Raw genomic sequence first — 13,657 nt, forward strand, 5'->3', positions numbered from 1 at the left:
GCTACTGCCACGGCGTCGAGCGGTCCTGGATCTCGCCCGCGACGGACCGACGCATCGTCGCCGCCACCGACTCGTCGTCCACGTTCGCCAGCGCCCACATCAGCTTCACCTTCGCCGTCCCGGGGAGGGTGTCCTCGGCCTCGACGACCCCGGCGTCGAGCAGGTCCCGGCCCGTGTCGTAGACGCGGTCGCAGACCCGGCCCTCGATGCACTGGCTGGTCATCACGACCGGCGTCCCGGAGTCGACCATCGACTCGAACGTCGGGATGAGGTCCGTGTGAACGTGCCCGAGGCCGGTCCCCTCGACGACGAGGCCCGCCGCATCGGAGAGCCGCTCGATGCGCGAGGGGTCCATCCCGGGCGTGAACTTCACGAGTTCGACGTCCGTCTCCAGGTCCGGGCGGATGTCGAGGTCGACGCCGTCGCGCTCGGCGTACTCTCGGCGGAAGGTCACGTCCTCCGTGTCGTAGTCGACGGAGCCGAGCGGCTGGGCGCCGACCGTCTCGAAGGCGTCCCGGCGGGAGGTGTGGTTCTTCCGGACGCGGGTGCCCCGATGGAGCGCACAGCGGTCGTCGGACTCGGTGGCGTGCATACACACGAGCACCTCCGCGCAGTCGGCTTTGGCGGCCTCGACGGCGCAGACCGCGTTCATCACGTTGTCCGAGGAGGGGCGGTCGGCCGAGCGCTGGCTCCCCGTGAACACGATGGGAACGGGGGTGTCGAGCATGAACGCGAGCGCCGATGCGGTGAACTGCATCGTGTCGGTGCCGTGCATCACGACCACGCCGTCGGCGCCTGCCTCGACCTCCTCGTGGACCGCGTGGGCGAGGTCCTGCCAGATGTCGGCCGTCATGTTCTCCGAGAGGATGTTGGCGACGACGCGCCCGCGGTAGTTCGCCCGCCCCGCGAGGTCCGGCACGGCGCGGAGCACGTCCTCGGCGTCGAACTGGGCGGTGACGGCGCCGGTCCGGTAGTCGACGGTGGAGGCGATGGTCCCCCCCGTAGAGATGAGCGAGATGGTGGGCAGGTCCTCGTCGAACTGGATCTCCGAGGCGCCCTCGTCGGTGTCCTGTGCGCTCTCGACGTCGTAGACGTCCGATTCGAGCAGTTCGGTCTCGGCGTCCGCGCGGTCGATGCCGACGTTGTAGCCGCCGTCGAGTTTGACGACGAGTCGGTCGGCCGTGGTCGACGGCATGAGGACGCCCTGGTAGGTCGTCCCGCCGCGGTCGACGCGGACGCGGTCCCCTGGGTTCATGCCCGGTGGTCGGCGCGCGCCGGACTTGAAACCCGTCGATGGGCGCCGGTGGAGTGGCCAGCACGGGCGCACGTGGAACGGCGCCGGCGGCGTCCGCCCCGAAGCCGCCGGGAAACGCTCTTTGCACCGCCGTCCCTCGGGTGGGCCATGCAGGTGGCGGACACCCGCCGAGCGGATGGCTCCGGGGCGCTCGACAGCGTCGCGTTCGTCCGGTTCCGGCTGGGCGGCTTCCCGCTCGCGCTGGAGGCCGGCCACGTCGCCCGGGTGGCGCCGGCCCCCGAGCAGACGCGGCTCCCGGGCGCGCCCGCGACCGTGACGGGCCTGGGCTACGTCGGCGGGCGCCCGACGGTGCTCGTCTCGCTGGCCGGGCGACTCGACGTCGAACCGGAGGGCGAGGACCGCCGGGTCGTGGTGGTCGCCGGGGAGCGGACCCCGGCAGTGGGCCTTCTGACCGACGGCGGGAGCGAACTCGTGACGGCGCCGGTCGAGGCGGTCACGCCGGCGGACGCGGCCGAGGACTTCTTCCTCGGGGACGCCGCGACGGACCCGCTGTTCCGGGCGGTCGTGGCCGCGGACGCGGGGCAAGCGTACGTCCTCGCACCGGCGGGTGTGACCGCGCTCGCGAGGGGCACGGGCGCCGGTGTGAACGCGAGCACGGACGGCGGGCGGCGCGGAGGTGGCCGGGAGTGAGCGAGACCGAACAGCCCACCGACGACGTCCCCGACGGGTTCGTCCGCGAGAACCGCCAGCACATCCGGGCGCTGGGCGAGTCGCTCCTCTCGCTGGAGGCAGGGACCGACTCGGGTCGCGAGCCGGTCGACGCGGCGTTCCGCGCGGCCCACTCGCTGAAGGCCAACTGCGAGATGGAGGGGCTGGAGGACGCCGCCACGGTCGCACACGCCGTCGAGGACGTCCTCGCGGCGGTACGGGCCGGGGATGTGACGCTCGACGCGGCGGCGGCCGACGAGGCGATGGCCGCCGTCGAAGCCATCGAGCGCGTCCTCGACGGAATCGGAGGGGACGATGTCCCCGACATCGACGCCGAGGCGTGGACCGACCGCCTCCGGGACCAGCTGGAGGACACGGACGCGGATGCGAACGGGGACACGGACAGCACGGACGCGGACGACACGGACGAGCCCGCCCCCGGCCTCGACGACCTGGACCCGGAGGCCCGCGCGGCGTTCGAGGCGGCCGGGGAGTACGACGACCTCGACGCGCTGGTCGAGGCGATGGACGACGACGCCGCGGCGTACGCCGACCTCGAGGGGGGCGGCTCGTTCGACGAGGTCGAGCGGGCCGAGGCGGCGGAGGGGGCAGACCCGCCGGATGCGGACGACGACGAGACCGCCGACACGGGCGACGCCGGGGCGGAAGCACCGACGGGCGCCGAGACCGAGGCTACGGAGGCGGTCGACACCGCCGCACCGGCGACGACGGAGACGGCGAGCGGCGCCGAGGAGCCGGCACCGGCGCCGGACGTGGCCCCCCGGACGGACCCGGAGACCGACGCGGCGGCGGCCGGCAACATCACGATCCCGGGCGTGGGGCGGGTCACGGACGCAGCGGCGACCATCGCGGCGAGTTCGCTCGACGCCGCGGCGTTCGACGTGACGGAGCCGGAGGACACCGCCACGGCGGCTGCGGCAGGCGGGGCGGTGGCGCTGGACGCGGTCCGGAGCCTCGCGGTCGAGGAGCGACGGCTCGCGGCGGCGCTCGACGAACCGGAGGCGAACGACCTCGGCGGCGAGCGCAATCCGGGCGGCCCGGCGGCGGACGCGCTGGCGTCGGTGCGGGCGGCCACCGAGCGCCTGGAGGCCGCGGCGGCCGCGGACCTGCGCCGGGTCGACGCGCTCGTCCCCCGACTGGAGCGAGCGGTCGAGCGGGCCGCCGAGAGCGTCGAGACGCCGGTGGCGTTCGAGGCGGCCGTCGCGCCGGTCGCCGTCGAGCGGGCGGTCGTCGACCGGCTGGCGGAGCCGCTGGTCCACTGCGTGCGGAACGCCGTCGACCACGGCATCGAGTCGCCGCGCGAGCGCGGCGCCGCCGGCAAGGAGGAGACCGGGACCGTCGCGGTCCGGGGCCGCCGCGAGGGCGACCGGCTGGTGGTCACCGTCGCGGACGACGGGCGCGGCATCGACCCGGACGCCGTCCGCGAGGCGGCCGTCGCCGCCGGCATCGAGGGGGCGACCGAGGCCGACGACGGCGCGGTGCTGGACCTGCTGTTCGAGGCCGGCGTCTCGACGGCCGACCCGGACAGCGACCTCTCCGGGCGGGGCGTCGGGATGGACGTCGTCGGGCGGGCGATGGACGCCCTCGACGGCGACGTGACCGTCGACTCGACGCCCGGCACCGGGACGACCGTCCGGCTGTCGGTTCCCGTCGATGGCGCCGTCGAGGGCGTCCACCTGCTCGCGGCGGGCCCGGAGACGTACGCCGTTCCCGGGGGCGCCGTCGCGGAGGTGGTCGAGGGGGACGACGCGACAGAGCGGGACGGGACCCTCCGGGTGCCCGGCGACGAGCTCGAGCGGGACGCGATGGGGGCCACGACCGCCTTCGGCGAGACGCTGGAGTACCCCGTCGTCGACCTCGCGACGGCGCTCTCCGTGCCGGAAGCGAGGGGCGAGACGGAGACGGGGCTGGGGACCACCAGCGCGGCAGGCGGCGCGGCGGGCAGCAACGGCCGGGCGTACCTGCTGGTCGGGAGCGACGCAGCGGTCGGTGGCGACCGGGCGAGCGACGACCGGGACCTCGTCGCGCTCCGGTGTGGGGCTCTGCGCGGCGAGCACGAGACGCTGGTGACGCCGCTCGCGGATATCACGGCGCCGACCGTCGACGGCGCCGTCGTCTGCGACGCCGGGCGGGTGGTCCCGGTGCTGGACCCGACAGCGTTCGTGGGGCAGCGATAACGGGGAGAGCACCGGCCGTGTGGCCGGTCCACAGGCACGAACTCATCCCAATACCCTTTTGCCGGTTCCACGACTCGCTGGGGGTATGGCAGACTTCCAGGTCGTCGTCGCGGACCCCGAGGACGGGGCGACCTACCAGTTCGAGATCGACGGACAGGACGCGAACCGGTTCCAGGGCCGAGAGATCGGCGAGGCCGTCGACGCCGGCGCCGTCGGCCTCGACGGCTACGAGGTGGAGATCACCGGTGGCTCCGACACCGCCGGCCGCCCGATGCGCGGCGACGTGCCCGGGACAGAGCTGAAGCAGCTCCTCCTGACGGGTGGCGTCGGCTACGAGCCGCAGGTCGACGGCGAGCGCCGTCGCGTGACGGTTCGGGGCCGCGAGATCAGCGACGAGACCCGACAGATCAACGCCAAGATCGTCTCCCGCGGCGACAGCTCCATCGATGAGCTGCTCGGCGAGGGCGACGAGGACGACGAGTAACGCTCGTCCGGATGGAGCGTATCGCCCACGACAACGACGCCGTCCGGACCGTCCGGGCCAACCTCGAACGGGTCGGTCGCACGGACCGGCCCCGCATCGCCCTGCCCGATACCGAACGGGACGCCTTCCCCGTCGGCGAGGTCGTCCGCGTGTCGCTCAACGGGAAGACCCGCCACGCCCGGGTCCACCGCGGGCTGGACGACGGGCTCGAGATACGGGCCTGCTACGACAACGCGCGGCAGGCGCGCACGGGCGACGGCGAGGACCGCCTCCCGGCGTGGGTCGCCGAACACGACCTCGAGTTCGGCCGCTCGGTGCTCGTGGACGTGGTCGAGGAGGGGTTCTTCTACGGCGTCCGCGCGCCCAGCGACGAGACCGTCTACGAGGTGCCCGACCGGCCGGACGATGGGCTCGCGGCCATCGCCCGCGACCTGGAGGACGGACAGTGAGCGACGCACCCGACGGCCCGGACGGCGACGCCGACACCCCGATGGGCGACGCCCGGCGGGCCTTCCTCGCCGGCGAGCGCCCGGACGACATCTGCATCTACCTCCGCGAGGACGGCATCGCTGACCCCGAGGAGCTGGCCGACCTCGGCGAGCGGACCGCCGACGGTGTGGTCCTCGTGCTCCCGGGCGCGGAGGGCCGGCAGGCCTTCGAGTCCGCCACGGGGCTGGACCCGATGTCGTTCGCCGGGAGCGCGATGGACACCGAGGGGACCGTCCACCGCGACCTGACCGGCGGCGACTGCCCGGAGGGCGACGGCGACGACCACGGCGCCCGCTTCATCTTCGCCTTCGCCGAGGAACAGAACCCGGAGGTCGGCGGCCAGTACGCCGAGGGCGACGTCGTCCACGCCTACGCCGCCTGTGACTGCGGCACGACCTACTCCGAGAAGTGGGTCGCCGAGGCCGACGCGTCGTAGTCGAAATTTCTCCCGGACGTGACCACCTTCTCGATATACAGCTACCCTGTCGAATAAATAAGTTCTTTCAGAGATTATCCCAGTAATTATCTGATAACCACCCACAGTCACTCGACAGGGGTCGGGCTGGCGGTCGCGGTCCCGGGACGGGCGCCGCCGGTGCGCTCGCGTAGCGCCCGTCCGAGCCAGTCCGGTACCTCGACCAGCGTCTCGTCGACGGCCGACCAGCGCGCCGTCTCGGTGACGCCGACCCGGGCGCCGGCGACGGTCGCGCCGTACTGCAGCCGGTAGCGCTCGACCCGCCCGTCCGGACCCACGAGCATCCGCACCTCCGGGTCCCGGGGAGAGTCCAGCCCCGCCACGTCCGACAGCGCGCCCCGGTCGAGGAGGCCGTCCGACGCGAGCTGGTAGTGTGGCTCGCCGCCGATCTCGACGCGGGTCACCTCCCACTCGAAGGCGGTGAGCAGCCGACCGACCACCCGGCGGCCGGTCCGGTCGGGCTCGACGGCCGCCGGCGGGACGTTGTCCTCGATGCGGTAGCCGACGCTGCCGTTCTCGACGACCCGCGAGGCCGCCCGGAGGCCGTCGTGGTAGATCGTCACGTCGGTCGGCGGCCGCGAGCCGTCGTACCGGGACGCCGCCACCGCGCTCCGGGACACCAGGAACGGTGTCCCGCCCGGGCGCACCTCGAGCTCGGTCCGGGTGGCCAGCAGCGTCCCGTTCCGGTCGACGACGGTCCGGCTGTCGGTCCGCGTGAACGAGCGGTTGGCCAGCCGGTCGTGGTGGGTCGCCGCGAGCGCGGGGGGGTCGCGGACCCCACCGGTGCGGAGCCCGGGCGCCAGCCGGCGGCCGCCGACGGCCCGCACCTCGCCCCCGGCGGACGCGGCGCCTCCCTCAGCCGGGACATCGACCGGCGTCAGGGTCGAGGTCCCGGTGGCACCGCCACCGCCGAAAGCGCCACCGGCGCCGGGAACGCCGCTGCAGCCAGCCAGGGTCAGCAGGACGGCCATCGCGACGCTGACGGGAGCGGCCGACGGGAGAGGGCTGCCGGTCACCCCGCGGCCCTCCCGACCGCGTCGAACCGGTCCGCGACGCTGTCGTTGGCGGCGGGGAGCCACGCCGGGTCTGGCACCCGGGTCGCGCCGACGTCGACGAGTGCGTGGGTCTTGACGACCGTCACCGGGCGCCCCTCGAACGTCGCGTCGTAGGAGAGCCGGTAGCCCCGGACCAGTCCCCGGCTGGTGACGACGGCCTCGATGCGCCCGTCGTGCGGGTCGGAGACGAGCGTCGGCGTGTCGATGCGGTCCGGGCGGAGCGTACCGGTGAGCAGGTAGCGGTTCATCCCGTCGACGACCCGCTCGTCGACGACCCGGAGGTCGAACGCCGCGAGGTCACCGACCACGAACTCCGCGCGGGTCGGGTCGGAGATCGGCCCGCCAGGCTGCACCTCGTTGCGGCCCCAGTAGCGGACCACGCCGCCGGTGTCGATGAGCCGGTTCCGGACGACCGGCTGGCTGTACCAGACGTCGATGCGCGCGAACGGCGAGGAGGTGCGGTAGGCGGGCGCGGAGGTCTCGATGCGGCTGAAGCTGTAGTGCCCCTCCAGGTCCTCGACCACCGACCGGACGACGATGCGATTGTACGAGTCGTTCCGGTCGAGGGCGGGCGCCTCGCGTGTCGGGGTCCCGACGACAGCATCGGTCGCGCTCCCGACGACGGTGGTGGCCACGGGCCCCGAGGGAGTCGGTGTCGCGCCCGGCGACCGCGACGCGGGGGCCACCGTCGACGGCGGCGAGCGGCCCGCTGTGGCGTTGCCCGGTGCGACCCGGGCCGGGACGGCCCCGCGGGGGTAGACGGTCGCCGACCGATAGAGGCGGAAGCCCCGGTCGGCGAGCGCGTTCCGGTAGCGCCGCTCCAGCGCGCGCGGCGCGTAGACGCCCTCCTCGCTCAGCCCGGGGGCGATGACCGGCGCACGCGCCTCGCGGTCCCCGGGAACGTCGACGGGTGTGAGCGACTCCGTCGGCGGCGGCCCGTCCCCGTCGAGTCCGGCACTGCAGCCGGCCAGCACCACCAGCACCGCCACCGCGACGGCGGCGAACATCGACCGCGACCCGGCCGACGTATCGCCGCCCGGGTCGGCGGTCACTCGGTGTCCGGGCCGGGTGCCCAGTCCGGGTTCGGCCGCGGTGGCGCGAACGTGTCGATGCCGACGACCGGCTCGTCGCCCCGGTTGACGGCCGCGTGGGGCTCGCCGCCCGGGATGGTGAACGAGTCGCCCGGACCCACGTCGTACGCCTCGTCGCCGACGAGGAAGGTCAGCGTCCCCTCGACGACGTAGCCGGTCTGTTCGTGGTGGTGGTCGTGCTCCGGCACCTCGGCGCCGGGCTCGATGCGGAACCGCTGGATGCTCGCCCGGTCCCCCGCGGCGAGCTGTGTGAGATGGACCCCCTCGACGGCCTCGACGGCTTCGCGGTCTCCGGCAGCGACGTGCTCCATACGCCCCGAACGGAGCCACGGGTCGTAAATCGTCGGGCGCGTGGGTGCCGCCAGCGGCCGGACGGCCCACCCGGACCTCGCCGTTCCCGGGACGCCACGGACCGCAACCGCCTGTTTGATACCGCTCGGGCCGCTCGAAGGGGCATGGACGACTATCTCATCGACGACGACCGGCTCTCGCTCTCGCGGAAGTCGGTCCTCCCGGGAGAGGGGTTCTTCGTGCCGGATTCGGTCGACGAGGCCCGCGAGGAGGCCGAGGCCCGCGAGGCCATCGTCGGCGCCTCGACCGTCGTGATCGCGGACCCGGACGCCGACGGCCTGGCCTGCGTCGCACTCTGCCGCGAGGCGTTCGGCGCGGCCGCGCTCGTTCCCACCGGCCCCCACGAGATCGCCGACTCGCTGGAGTACGTCGCCGAGTTCGCCGACCCCGACGCACGCGTCGTGGTCTGTGACCTCTGCCCGGACGACGAACGCGACATCGAACCGCTCGCAGCGGTGGCCGAGGCCCACGAGGTCCGCTGGTTCGACCACCACCAGTGGCACGAGGATCTCTCCCTGCTCGTCGAGGAGGCGGGCGTCGACCTCGTGGTCGGCCCCTCGGACGAGGTGTGTACCGCGGACGTGGCGCTGGAGGCGCTCGAGTACGACTTCCCCGACCGGTTCGCCGAACTCGCCGCCGTCACTCGCGACCACGACCTCTGGCTCCGCGAGGACCCCCGCAGCGACGACCTCGCGGACTACTCGTACTGGTCCGAGCCCGAGGAGTACGTCGAGACGGTCCGCGAGCACGGCGCCGACCTCCCCGCCGAGGTCGAGGAGTACCTCGCCGAGCGCCGCGTCGAGAAGGAGGCCCTCATCGAGCAGGCCGTCGAGCGCGGGCAGATCGAGGAGGTGAACGGCTGGACCGTCGGGGTGACGTACGGCCGCTGCTCGCAGAACGAGGTCGCCGAGGCCTTCCGCGAGCAGGGCGCCGACGCCTCCGTCGTCGTCAAGCCCTCCGGGTCCGCGAGCATCCGCGGCACGGACCGGTTCGAGCGCTGTCACGAGGTCGCCGCGCAGGTCAACGGCGGCGGCCACCCGAAGGCCGCGGGCTGCAAGCCGGACATCTACGACGACATGCTCGACTACGCCCACCACTGGACGACGCGGGGCGCAATCACGAAGCAGGTCATCCTCGACGCGTTCCGGGCGCTGGAACCGGAGGACGAGGACGACGAGGGCATCGAGACCGAGACGTAGCGAGGACCTCTCGACCTCTCCCGACACACAACCCTTACCGCCCGGCCCACCCGACGACGACCAATGACCGACGTCTTCGAGGTCCGTCGCTGGGACGGCGCGGGCCGTCTCGGAAGTCTCGACGTGCCCCGCGCGGGCGTGACCGTCGAGACGCCGGCGCTGATGCCCGTCGTGAACCCCCATCTGCGGACCGTCTCGCCGGCGCGGATGGAGGAACTCGGCGCGCAGGTGCTCATCACGAACGGCTACATCCTCTACGGGAGCGACGACTACCGCGAGGACGCGCTCGAACGCGGGCTGCACGACCTGTACGACTTCTCGGGCGCCATCGTCACGGACTCGGGGTCGTTCCAGCTCTCGGTGTACGGCGACGACGAGGTCGACATCGACACCCGCGAGATCCTCGAGTTCCAGCGCGACATCGGCTCTGACATCGGGACGCCGGTGGACATCCCCACGCCGCCCGACGCCGCCCGCGAGCGCGCCGAGGACGAACTCGGGACGACCCAGGAGCGCCTCGAACTCGCCGCCGACCTCGACCTGGGCGAGATGCTGCTGAACGCGCCCGTCCAGGGGTCGACGTACGGGGACCTCCGCGAGCGGGCGGGTGCGGACGCCCGCGCGACGGGGGCCGACGTGTTCCCGGTCGGCGCGGTCGTCCCGCTGCTCAACGACTACCGCTACGCCGAGGCCGTCGAGGTGTCGCTGGCCGCCAAACGGGGGCTCGGCCCGGCCGCGCCGGTCCACCTGTTCGGCGCGGGCCACCCGATGATGTTCGCGCTCGCGGCGGCCGCAGGCTGTGACCTGTTCGACTCGGCCGCGTACGCGCTGTACGCCCGCGACGACCGCTACCTCACCGTCCGGAGCACGGAGCACCTCGCTGACCTCGAGTACCTCCCCTGCTCGTGTCCGGTCTGCACCGAACACGGCGCCGAGGGGCTGCAGGCGCTTCCCGACGCCGAGCGCGAGCGCCTGCTCGCCGAGCACAACCTGCAGGTCTCGTTCGCCGAGATGCGCCGGGTCCGCCAGGCCATCCGCGCGGGCGACCTCCTCGAGCTGGTGGAGGCCCGTGCGCGCTCGCACCCGACCGTGCTGGACGGCTATCGGGCGCTGCTCGACCACGCCGACGAACTCGAGCGGACGGACGACGCCAGCAAGGAGACCTTCTTCCATCTCTCGACCGAGAGCGCCCGCCGCCCGGAGATCCGGCGCCACCACGACCGGCTGACGGGCGTCCCCGTCGACGGTGACGAGGTGCTGCTCTCGGAGGGGGGGGCGAACGCCTCCTACGACGAGACCTGGCGCGTCGTCCCGCCGTTCGGCCCCTTCCCGCGGTCACTCTCGGAGACGTACCCGCTCACCGCGGAGGTGCCCGAGCGGACCGACCGCGCCGCCCGCGCGGCGGCCGCCCGGGGCGTGACCGCGCTCGTCGAGGCGAACCCCGAGGTCGCGTTCACGCTCGCGCACTGGGAGTGGCCCGACGAGGTGCTGGCCACGCTCCCCGAGCGCCTGACGGTGACGGCGCTGGGGCCGGACGACGTGGACGAGACGCCGGACGAGACCGCCGAGGAGTGACCGCGGGCGTCAGTTCAATCCGAGGAGCCGCTTCAGCCACACGAGGAACCCGCCGGAATCGTCCTGCTGGCTCCGGCGGCGGCTGCGGCGGCCGCGGCTGCCGGCGCCGGTCGTGGATTCGGTCTCGTGGGGCGTTCCGGCCGCCCCCTGGCCAGCGGCGCCGTTCTCCCCGGCCCGGGCGCTCGACGCCGCGCCGGTCGTGCCGGCAGCCTCGGCATCCGCACTGGCGGTGGCGTCGGTCGAGGCGGCCGACGGCGGGCCGGAGCCGCTCCACGGCGCCTCCTCGGGCGTGGGGTCGACGTGGTCGAGATCGTCGAACCAGTCCGCACCCTCGGCGTCGAAGTCGGTGGCCGGGCGGTCGTCCGGGTCGCCGGAGCCGCTCTCGCCCGCGCCGAACCAGTCGGGGTGGTCGGTCGTCATCGCTGGATGGAGCCGACCTCCAGCTGGCCGAGGATCTTCAGGAAGGTCCGGGTGTCCGGGAGGACGTACACGGACGCGTCGATGTCGTAGGCCGGGACGTGGAGCTGGCTGGCGATGTAGACGCCGAGGTCGTCGCCCGCCTCCACAGCCGCGCTGACGATCTCGGCCTCGGTGTGCTGGACCGTCTCCGGGGTGGCGATGTCGATGCGCTCGTCGAACATATTGGCCCAGCTGTCGACGAAGCCGCTGGCCATGATGGAGCCCAGCTCCTGGATGGTGCTCCAGGCCAGTTCCTCGTCGGCCTGGGCGACAGCCTCGTCGGCGTCCTCGAGCATGGCCGCGGCGGCGCGGTTGGCGCTGGCGGGGTCGAACAGGACGAGGACGTAGCCGCCGGGCGCGCCCGGGAGCCGGACGCGGACGCCGACGCGGTCCTCGTCGCTGAACTGCATCGCGGCGTCCTCGGGCGTGACGTAGCCGCTCTTGACCTGTTCGGAGACGACCTCGTCGATGCCGAGCCGGTCGACCCGGTCGGCGACGCCGTCGGCGCCGACCTCGCCGAGCCGGTTCATCACCGCGAGCTTCTCGATGGGGAGCGTCCAGCTCTCGCGGCTGCCCTCGGTGGGGGGCTGTACACGGCCGCGGTGGCGCTCACCCGCTCGTTTGGCCTCCGGGTCGCGGTCGCTCATGCGGTCGACCCGGCCCCCGTGTTCGAGTCCGTGTCGGTGTCGCCCGCCTCCGTCCCCGCGTCGTCGTCCTCGTCGGGGTCGGCGTCGTCACCGACCGACTCGCCGTCGGCGAGCACCTCGCTGATGGCCGTCGCGACCTCCTCGTCGGTGAACGGTTTCGTCACGTAGCCGTCCGCGCCGGCCTCGCGGGCGAGCTTCATCTTCTTGTGCTGGCCGACGGAGGTGCACATGACGATCTTCGCGTCCGCGTCCAGTTCCGTGATCGCCGCGGTCGCCTTCACCCCGTTGGCGGTGTCCATCACGATGTCCATCAGCACCAGGTCCACGTCCTCGCGGTGCTCCTGGTAGTGCTTGACCGCCCACGCCCCGTTGGGCGCCTCCGCGACGACGTGGTACTCGTCGTCACCGAGCGCGCTCTTCAGACGGCTCCGCATGTAGTCGGAGTCGTCCACGATGAGGATGCCCAGCGACATCTGTACGCAGCGAAGGGTCACGGCCCGGATAAACCTTGCACCTGTCGGCTCGCACGACGGCCCGTTAAGGGCCCTCGGCCCGAAGGAGGGGCGTGGACGTCGACGAACTCGACCGGGCGCTGGCCGACGCCTTCGATGCCGGGGACGGGGAGCGGCGCGCCGTGGCCCGGATGGCCTGCGACCTCGCGGCGACCGGCCGCTACAGCACGGTGACCGACCACGCCCTCACCCCCGAGGTGGTCGTAGCGAACCTCGAGGACGCCCCGGACGAGGGACTCGCCTCGAAGTGGAACTGGTGGCTCGGCGCGCTCGAGGTCGCGTTCGGGCGGCAGGACCCCGAGGGCGGGTTCGCGGAGTTCCAGATCCGGCGCTACGAGAGCGGGAGCGACGGGGAGGCCAGCAGCTCCAGGGACGGACAGGACACCAACTGAACGGAGGGCCCCTACCTGTGAACGGGCGTCCCGGGCGCGGGCCGAAGCCTGAAATGGGGGGGTGCCCTACTTCCGGCAATGCCAACCTTCGAAGTCCAGCTACCGGACGACCTGTACGCGCGGTTCCAGCGGATCGCCGAGAGCGAGTTCATCTCCGAGGGGGAGGCCTACGAGGAACTCATCGGGATGGGGCTCGACGCGTACAACGTCGAGGAGGACGACGCCGAGGCGGGCCTCGCCGACGAGTACGCCTCCGAGATGTGGGACACGGCCGAAGACCCCGCGGACATGAGCGACGAGGGCGACGAACACACCTTCTGAAGGGATGGCCGACCCCAGCCACGACGGCCGGGGCGCCACCGCGGTCACCGACGAGGGGGAGCGGCGCGTCCGCCTGGTGCCCGTGACGGGCGACTGGCCCGCCCAGGTGCGCGAGGCCCTCGCCGCCACCGACTGGACCGATACACCGGTCGTCGACGTGGTCCACTACGCACCCGCGACCTCGACCGGACTGGAGGGCGGCCACCCGCATATCGAGGTCCATCGCCACGGCGGCACGCCGCCGCGACCGGCGCGGTACGCGACGCCCGAGCGGGCCTGCCGGGTCGAGCGCGTGACCCGACCACTCGCCGAACGGTTCGAATTATGTCCATATACCATATACAACCATCCTGAAACGCATATAAATGGACATTATGCAGAATAAATATATTATCCCCCCAGTACGAGAATTAGATGGCCGAGAGAACCACAGCGGGGGCAAAACA

Annotated in this window: 16 protein-coding genes and 1 pseudogene; 10 read left to right on the forward strand and 7 right to left on the reverse strand. The window is 73.0% G+C overall.

All coding sequences use genetic code 11. The features are described 5' to 3' along the window. Nucleotide 1: 1 nt before the first annotated feature. A complete protein-coding gene (gene gatD / locus P2T62_RS22740; RefSeq protein WP_276259314.1) occupies nucleotides 2-1,255 on the reverse strand; it encodes a Glu-tRNA(Gln) amidotransferase subunit GatD in 1,254 nt (417 codons plus the stop codon). A 147-nt stretch (nucleotides 1,256-1,402) separates the two neighbouring features. On the opposite strand from gatD, the gene P2T62_RS22745 reads away from it, so the two are divergent. From P2T62_RS22745 to P2T62_RS22765, 5 genes are all read left to right on the forward strand, one after another. Continuing rightward, on the forward strand, nucleotides 1,403-1,945 hold the full coding sequence (locus P2T62_RS22745; protein WP_276259315.1) for a chemotaxis protein CheW: 543 nt from the start codon (nucleotides 1,403-1,405) through the stop codon (nucleotides 1,943-1,945). After that, nucleotides 1,942-4,161, forward strand: coding sequence for a chemotaxis protein CheA (locus P2T62_RS22750; protein ID WP_276259316.1), 2,220 nt, complete (start codon nucleotides 1,942-1,944; stop codon nucleotides 4,159-4,161). The genes P2T62_RS22745 and P2T62_RS22750 overlap by 4 nt, the downstream gene beginning before the upstream one ends. Before the next feature lie 85 nt (nucleotides 4,162-4,246). Beyond that, nucleotides 4,247-4,645, forward strand: coding sequence for a 30S ribosomal protein S6e (locus P2T62_RS22755; protein WP_276259317.1), 399 nt, complete (start codon nucleotides 4,247-4,249; stop codon nucleotides 4,643-4,645). A gap of 11 nt (nucleotides 4,646-4,656) precedes the next feature. Continuing rightward, entirely contained in the window at nucleotides 4,657-5,094 is a 438-nt protein-coding gene (locus P2T62_RS22760) for a DUF7112 family protein (RefSeq protein ID WP_276259318.1), read from the forward strand. Between the two features lie 41 nt (nucleotides 5,095-5,135). Then, the gene (locus tag P2T62_RS22765; RefSeq protein WP_276261656.1) at nucleotides 5,136-5,570 is read left to right on the forward strand and encodes a DUF5807 family protein; all 435 of its coding nucleotides are present in this window, start codon (nucleotides 5,136-5,138) and stop codon (nucleotides 5,568-5,570) included. Between the two features lie 107 nt (nucleotides 5,571-5,677). On the opposite strand, the gene P2T62_RS22770 is transcribed toward P2T62_RS22765, so the two are convergent. From P2T62_RS22770 to P2T62_RS22780, 3 genes are read right to left on the reverse strand one after another with little or no spacing between them, the layout of a single operon-like run. Continuing rightward, on the reverse strand, nucleotides 5,678-6,625 hold the full coding sequence (locus P2T62_RS22770; protein ID WP_276259319.1) for a hypothetical protein: 948 nt from the start codon (nucleotides 6,623-6,625) through the stop codon (nucleotides 5,678-5,680). Continuing rightward, nucleotides 6,622-7,716: a hypothetical protein gene (locus P2T62_RS22775; protein ID WP_276259320.1), complete on the reverse strand. Its 1,095-nt coding sequence runs from the start codon at nucleotides 7,714-7,716 to the stop codon at nucleotides 6,622-6,624. The genes P2T62_RS22770 and P2T62_RS22775 overlap by 4 nt, the downstream gene beginning before the upstream one ends. Then, nucleotides 7,713-8,066 (reverse strand): cupin domain-containing protein, encoded by a 354-nt coding sequence (locus P2T62_RS22780; RefSeq protein WP_276259321.1) that lies wholly within the window; start codon nucleotides 8,064-8,066, stop codon nucleotides 7,713-7,715. Before P2T62_RS22780 ends, P2T62_RS22775 begins: the two co-directional genes overlap by 4 nt. A gap of 144 nt (nucleotides 8,067-8,210) precedes the next feature. Between P2T62_RS22780 and P2T62_RS22785 the strand changes: the two genes are divergently transcribed. Both P2T62_RS22785 and tgtA read left to right on the forward strand, forming a co-directional pair. Then, entirely contained in the window at nucleotides 8,211-9,305 is a 1,095-nt protein-coding gene (locus P2T62_RS22785) for a DHH family phosphoesterase (protein ID WP_276259322.1), read from the forward strand. A 63-nt stretch (nucleotides 9,306-9,368) separates the two neighbouring features. Continuing rightward, nucleotides 9,369-10,880: a tRNA guanosine(15) transglycosylase TgtA gene (gene tgtA, locus P2T62_RS22790; protein ID WP_276259323.1), complete on the forward strand. Its 1,512-nt coding sequence runs from the start codon at nucleotides 9,369-9,371 to the stop codon at nucleotides 10,878-10,880. A 9-nt stretch (nucleotides 10,881-10,889) separates the two neighbouring features. On the opposite strand, the gene P2T62_RS22795 is transcribed toward tgtA, so the two are convergent. From P2T62_RS22795 to P2T62_RS22805, 3 genes and pseudogenes are all read right to left on the reverse strand, one after another. Continuing rightward, nucleotides 10,890-11,300: a hypothetical protein gene (locus tag P2T62_RS22795; RefSeq protein ID WP_276259324.1), complete on the reverse strand. Its 411-nt coding sequence runs from the start codon at nucleotides 11,298-11,300 to the stop codon at nucleotides 10,890-10,892. Continuing rightward, nucleotides 11,297-11,986: a chemotaxis protein CheC gene (locus tag P2T62_RS22800; protein WP_276259325.1), complete on the reverse strand. Its 690-nt coding sequence runs from the start codon at nucleotides 11,984-11,986 to the stop codon at nucleotides 11,297-11,299. The genes P2T62_RS22795 and P2T62_RS22800 overlap by 4 nt, the downstream gene beginning before the upstream one ends. A gap of 107 nt (nucleotides 11,987-12,093) precedes the next feature. Beyond that, nucleotides 12,094-12,459: pseudogene (locus tag P2T62_RS22805) on the reverse strand (response regulator); the annotation flags it as partial. Nucleotides 12,460-12,551: 92 nt separating this feature from the next. On the opposite strand from P2T62_RS22805, the gene P2T62_RS22810 reads away from it, so the two are divergent. The 3 genes from P2T62_RS22810 (at nucleotide 12,552) to P2T62_RS22820 (ending at nucleotide 13,596) form a co-directional block, all read left to right on the forward strand. Continuing rightward, entirely contained in the window at nucleotides 12,552-12,890 is a 339-nt protein-coding gene (locus tag P2T62_RS22810) for a WNWW family protein (protein WP_276259326.1), read from the forward strand. A gap of 78 nt (nucleotides 12,891-12,968) precedes the next feature. Further along, nucleotides 12,969-13,211 (forward strand): DUF7120 family protein, encoded by a 243-nt coding sequence (locus P2T62_RS22815; protein WP_276259327.1) that lies wholly within the window; start codon nucleotides 12,969-12,971, stop codon nucleotides 13,209-13,211. Nucleotides 13,212-13,215: 4 nt separating this feature from the next. Beyond that, nucleotides 13,216-13,596 carry a hypothetical protein gene (locus tag P2T62_RS22820; protein ID WP_276259328.1) on the forward strand — a complete coding sequence of 127 codons (381 nt, stop codon included), beginning with the start codon at nucleotides 13,216-13,218 and terminating at the stop codon, nucleotides 13,594-13,596. Nucleotides 13,597-13,657: the final 61 nt, after the last annotated feature.

The sequence above is a fragment of the Haloglomus litoreum genome, assembly GCF_029338515.1.
GTDB lineage: Archaea > Halobacteriota > Halobacteria > Halobacteriales > Haloarculaceae > Haloglomus > Haloglomus litoreum.

Coding starts and splice junctions, on each gene's coding strand:
- P2T62_RS22765 (WP_276261656.1), top strand. CDS start 5,136: ATGGGCGACGCCCGGCGGGCCTTCCTCGCCGGCGAGCGCCCGGACGAC.
- tgtA (WP_276259323.1), top strand. CDS start 9,369: ATGACCGACGTCTTCGAGGTCCGTCGCTGGGACGGCGCGGGCCGTCTC.
- P2T62_RS22780 (WP_276259321.1), bottom strand. CDS start 8,066: ATGGAGCACGTCGCTGCCGGAGACCGCGAAGCCGTCGAGGCCGTCGAG.
- P2T62_RS22820 (WP_276259328.1), top strand. CDS start 13,216: ATGGCCGACCCCAGCCACGACGGCCGGGGCGCCACCGCGGTCACCGAC.
- P2T62_RS22745 (WP_276259315.1), top strand. CDS start 1,403: ATGCAGGTGGCGGACACCCGCCGAGCGGATGGCTCCGGGGCGCTCGAC.
- P2T62_RS22795 (WP_276259324.1), bottom strand. CDS start 11,300: ATGACGACCGACCACCCCGACTGGTTCGGCGCGGGCGAGAGCGGCTCC.
- gatD (WP_276259314.1), bottom strand. CDS start 1,255: ATGAACCCAGGGGACCGCGTCCGCGTCGACCGCGGCGGGACGACCTAC.
- P2T62_RS22785 (WP_276259322.1), top strand. CDS start 8,211: ATGGACGACTATCTCATCGACGACGACCGGCTCTCGCTCTCGCGGAAG.
- P2T62_RS22760 (WP_276259318.1), top strand. CDS start 4,657: ATGGAGCGTATCGCCCACGACAACGACGCCGTCCGGACCGTCCGGGCC.
- P2T62_RS22815 (WP_276259327.1), top strand. CDS start 12,969: ATGCCAACCTTCGAAGTCCAGCTACCGGACGACCTGTACGCGCGGTTC.
- P2T62_RS22755 (WP_276259317.1), top strand. CDS start 4,247: ATGGCAGACTTCCAGGTCGTCGTCGCGGACCCCGAGGACGGGGCGACC.
- P2T62_RS22800 (WP_276259325.1), bottom strand. CDS start 11,986: ATGAGCGACCGCGACCCGGAGGCCAAACGAGCGGGTGAGCGCCACCGC.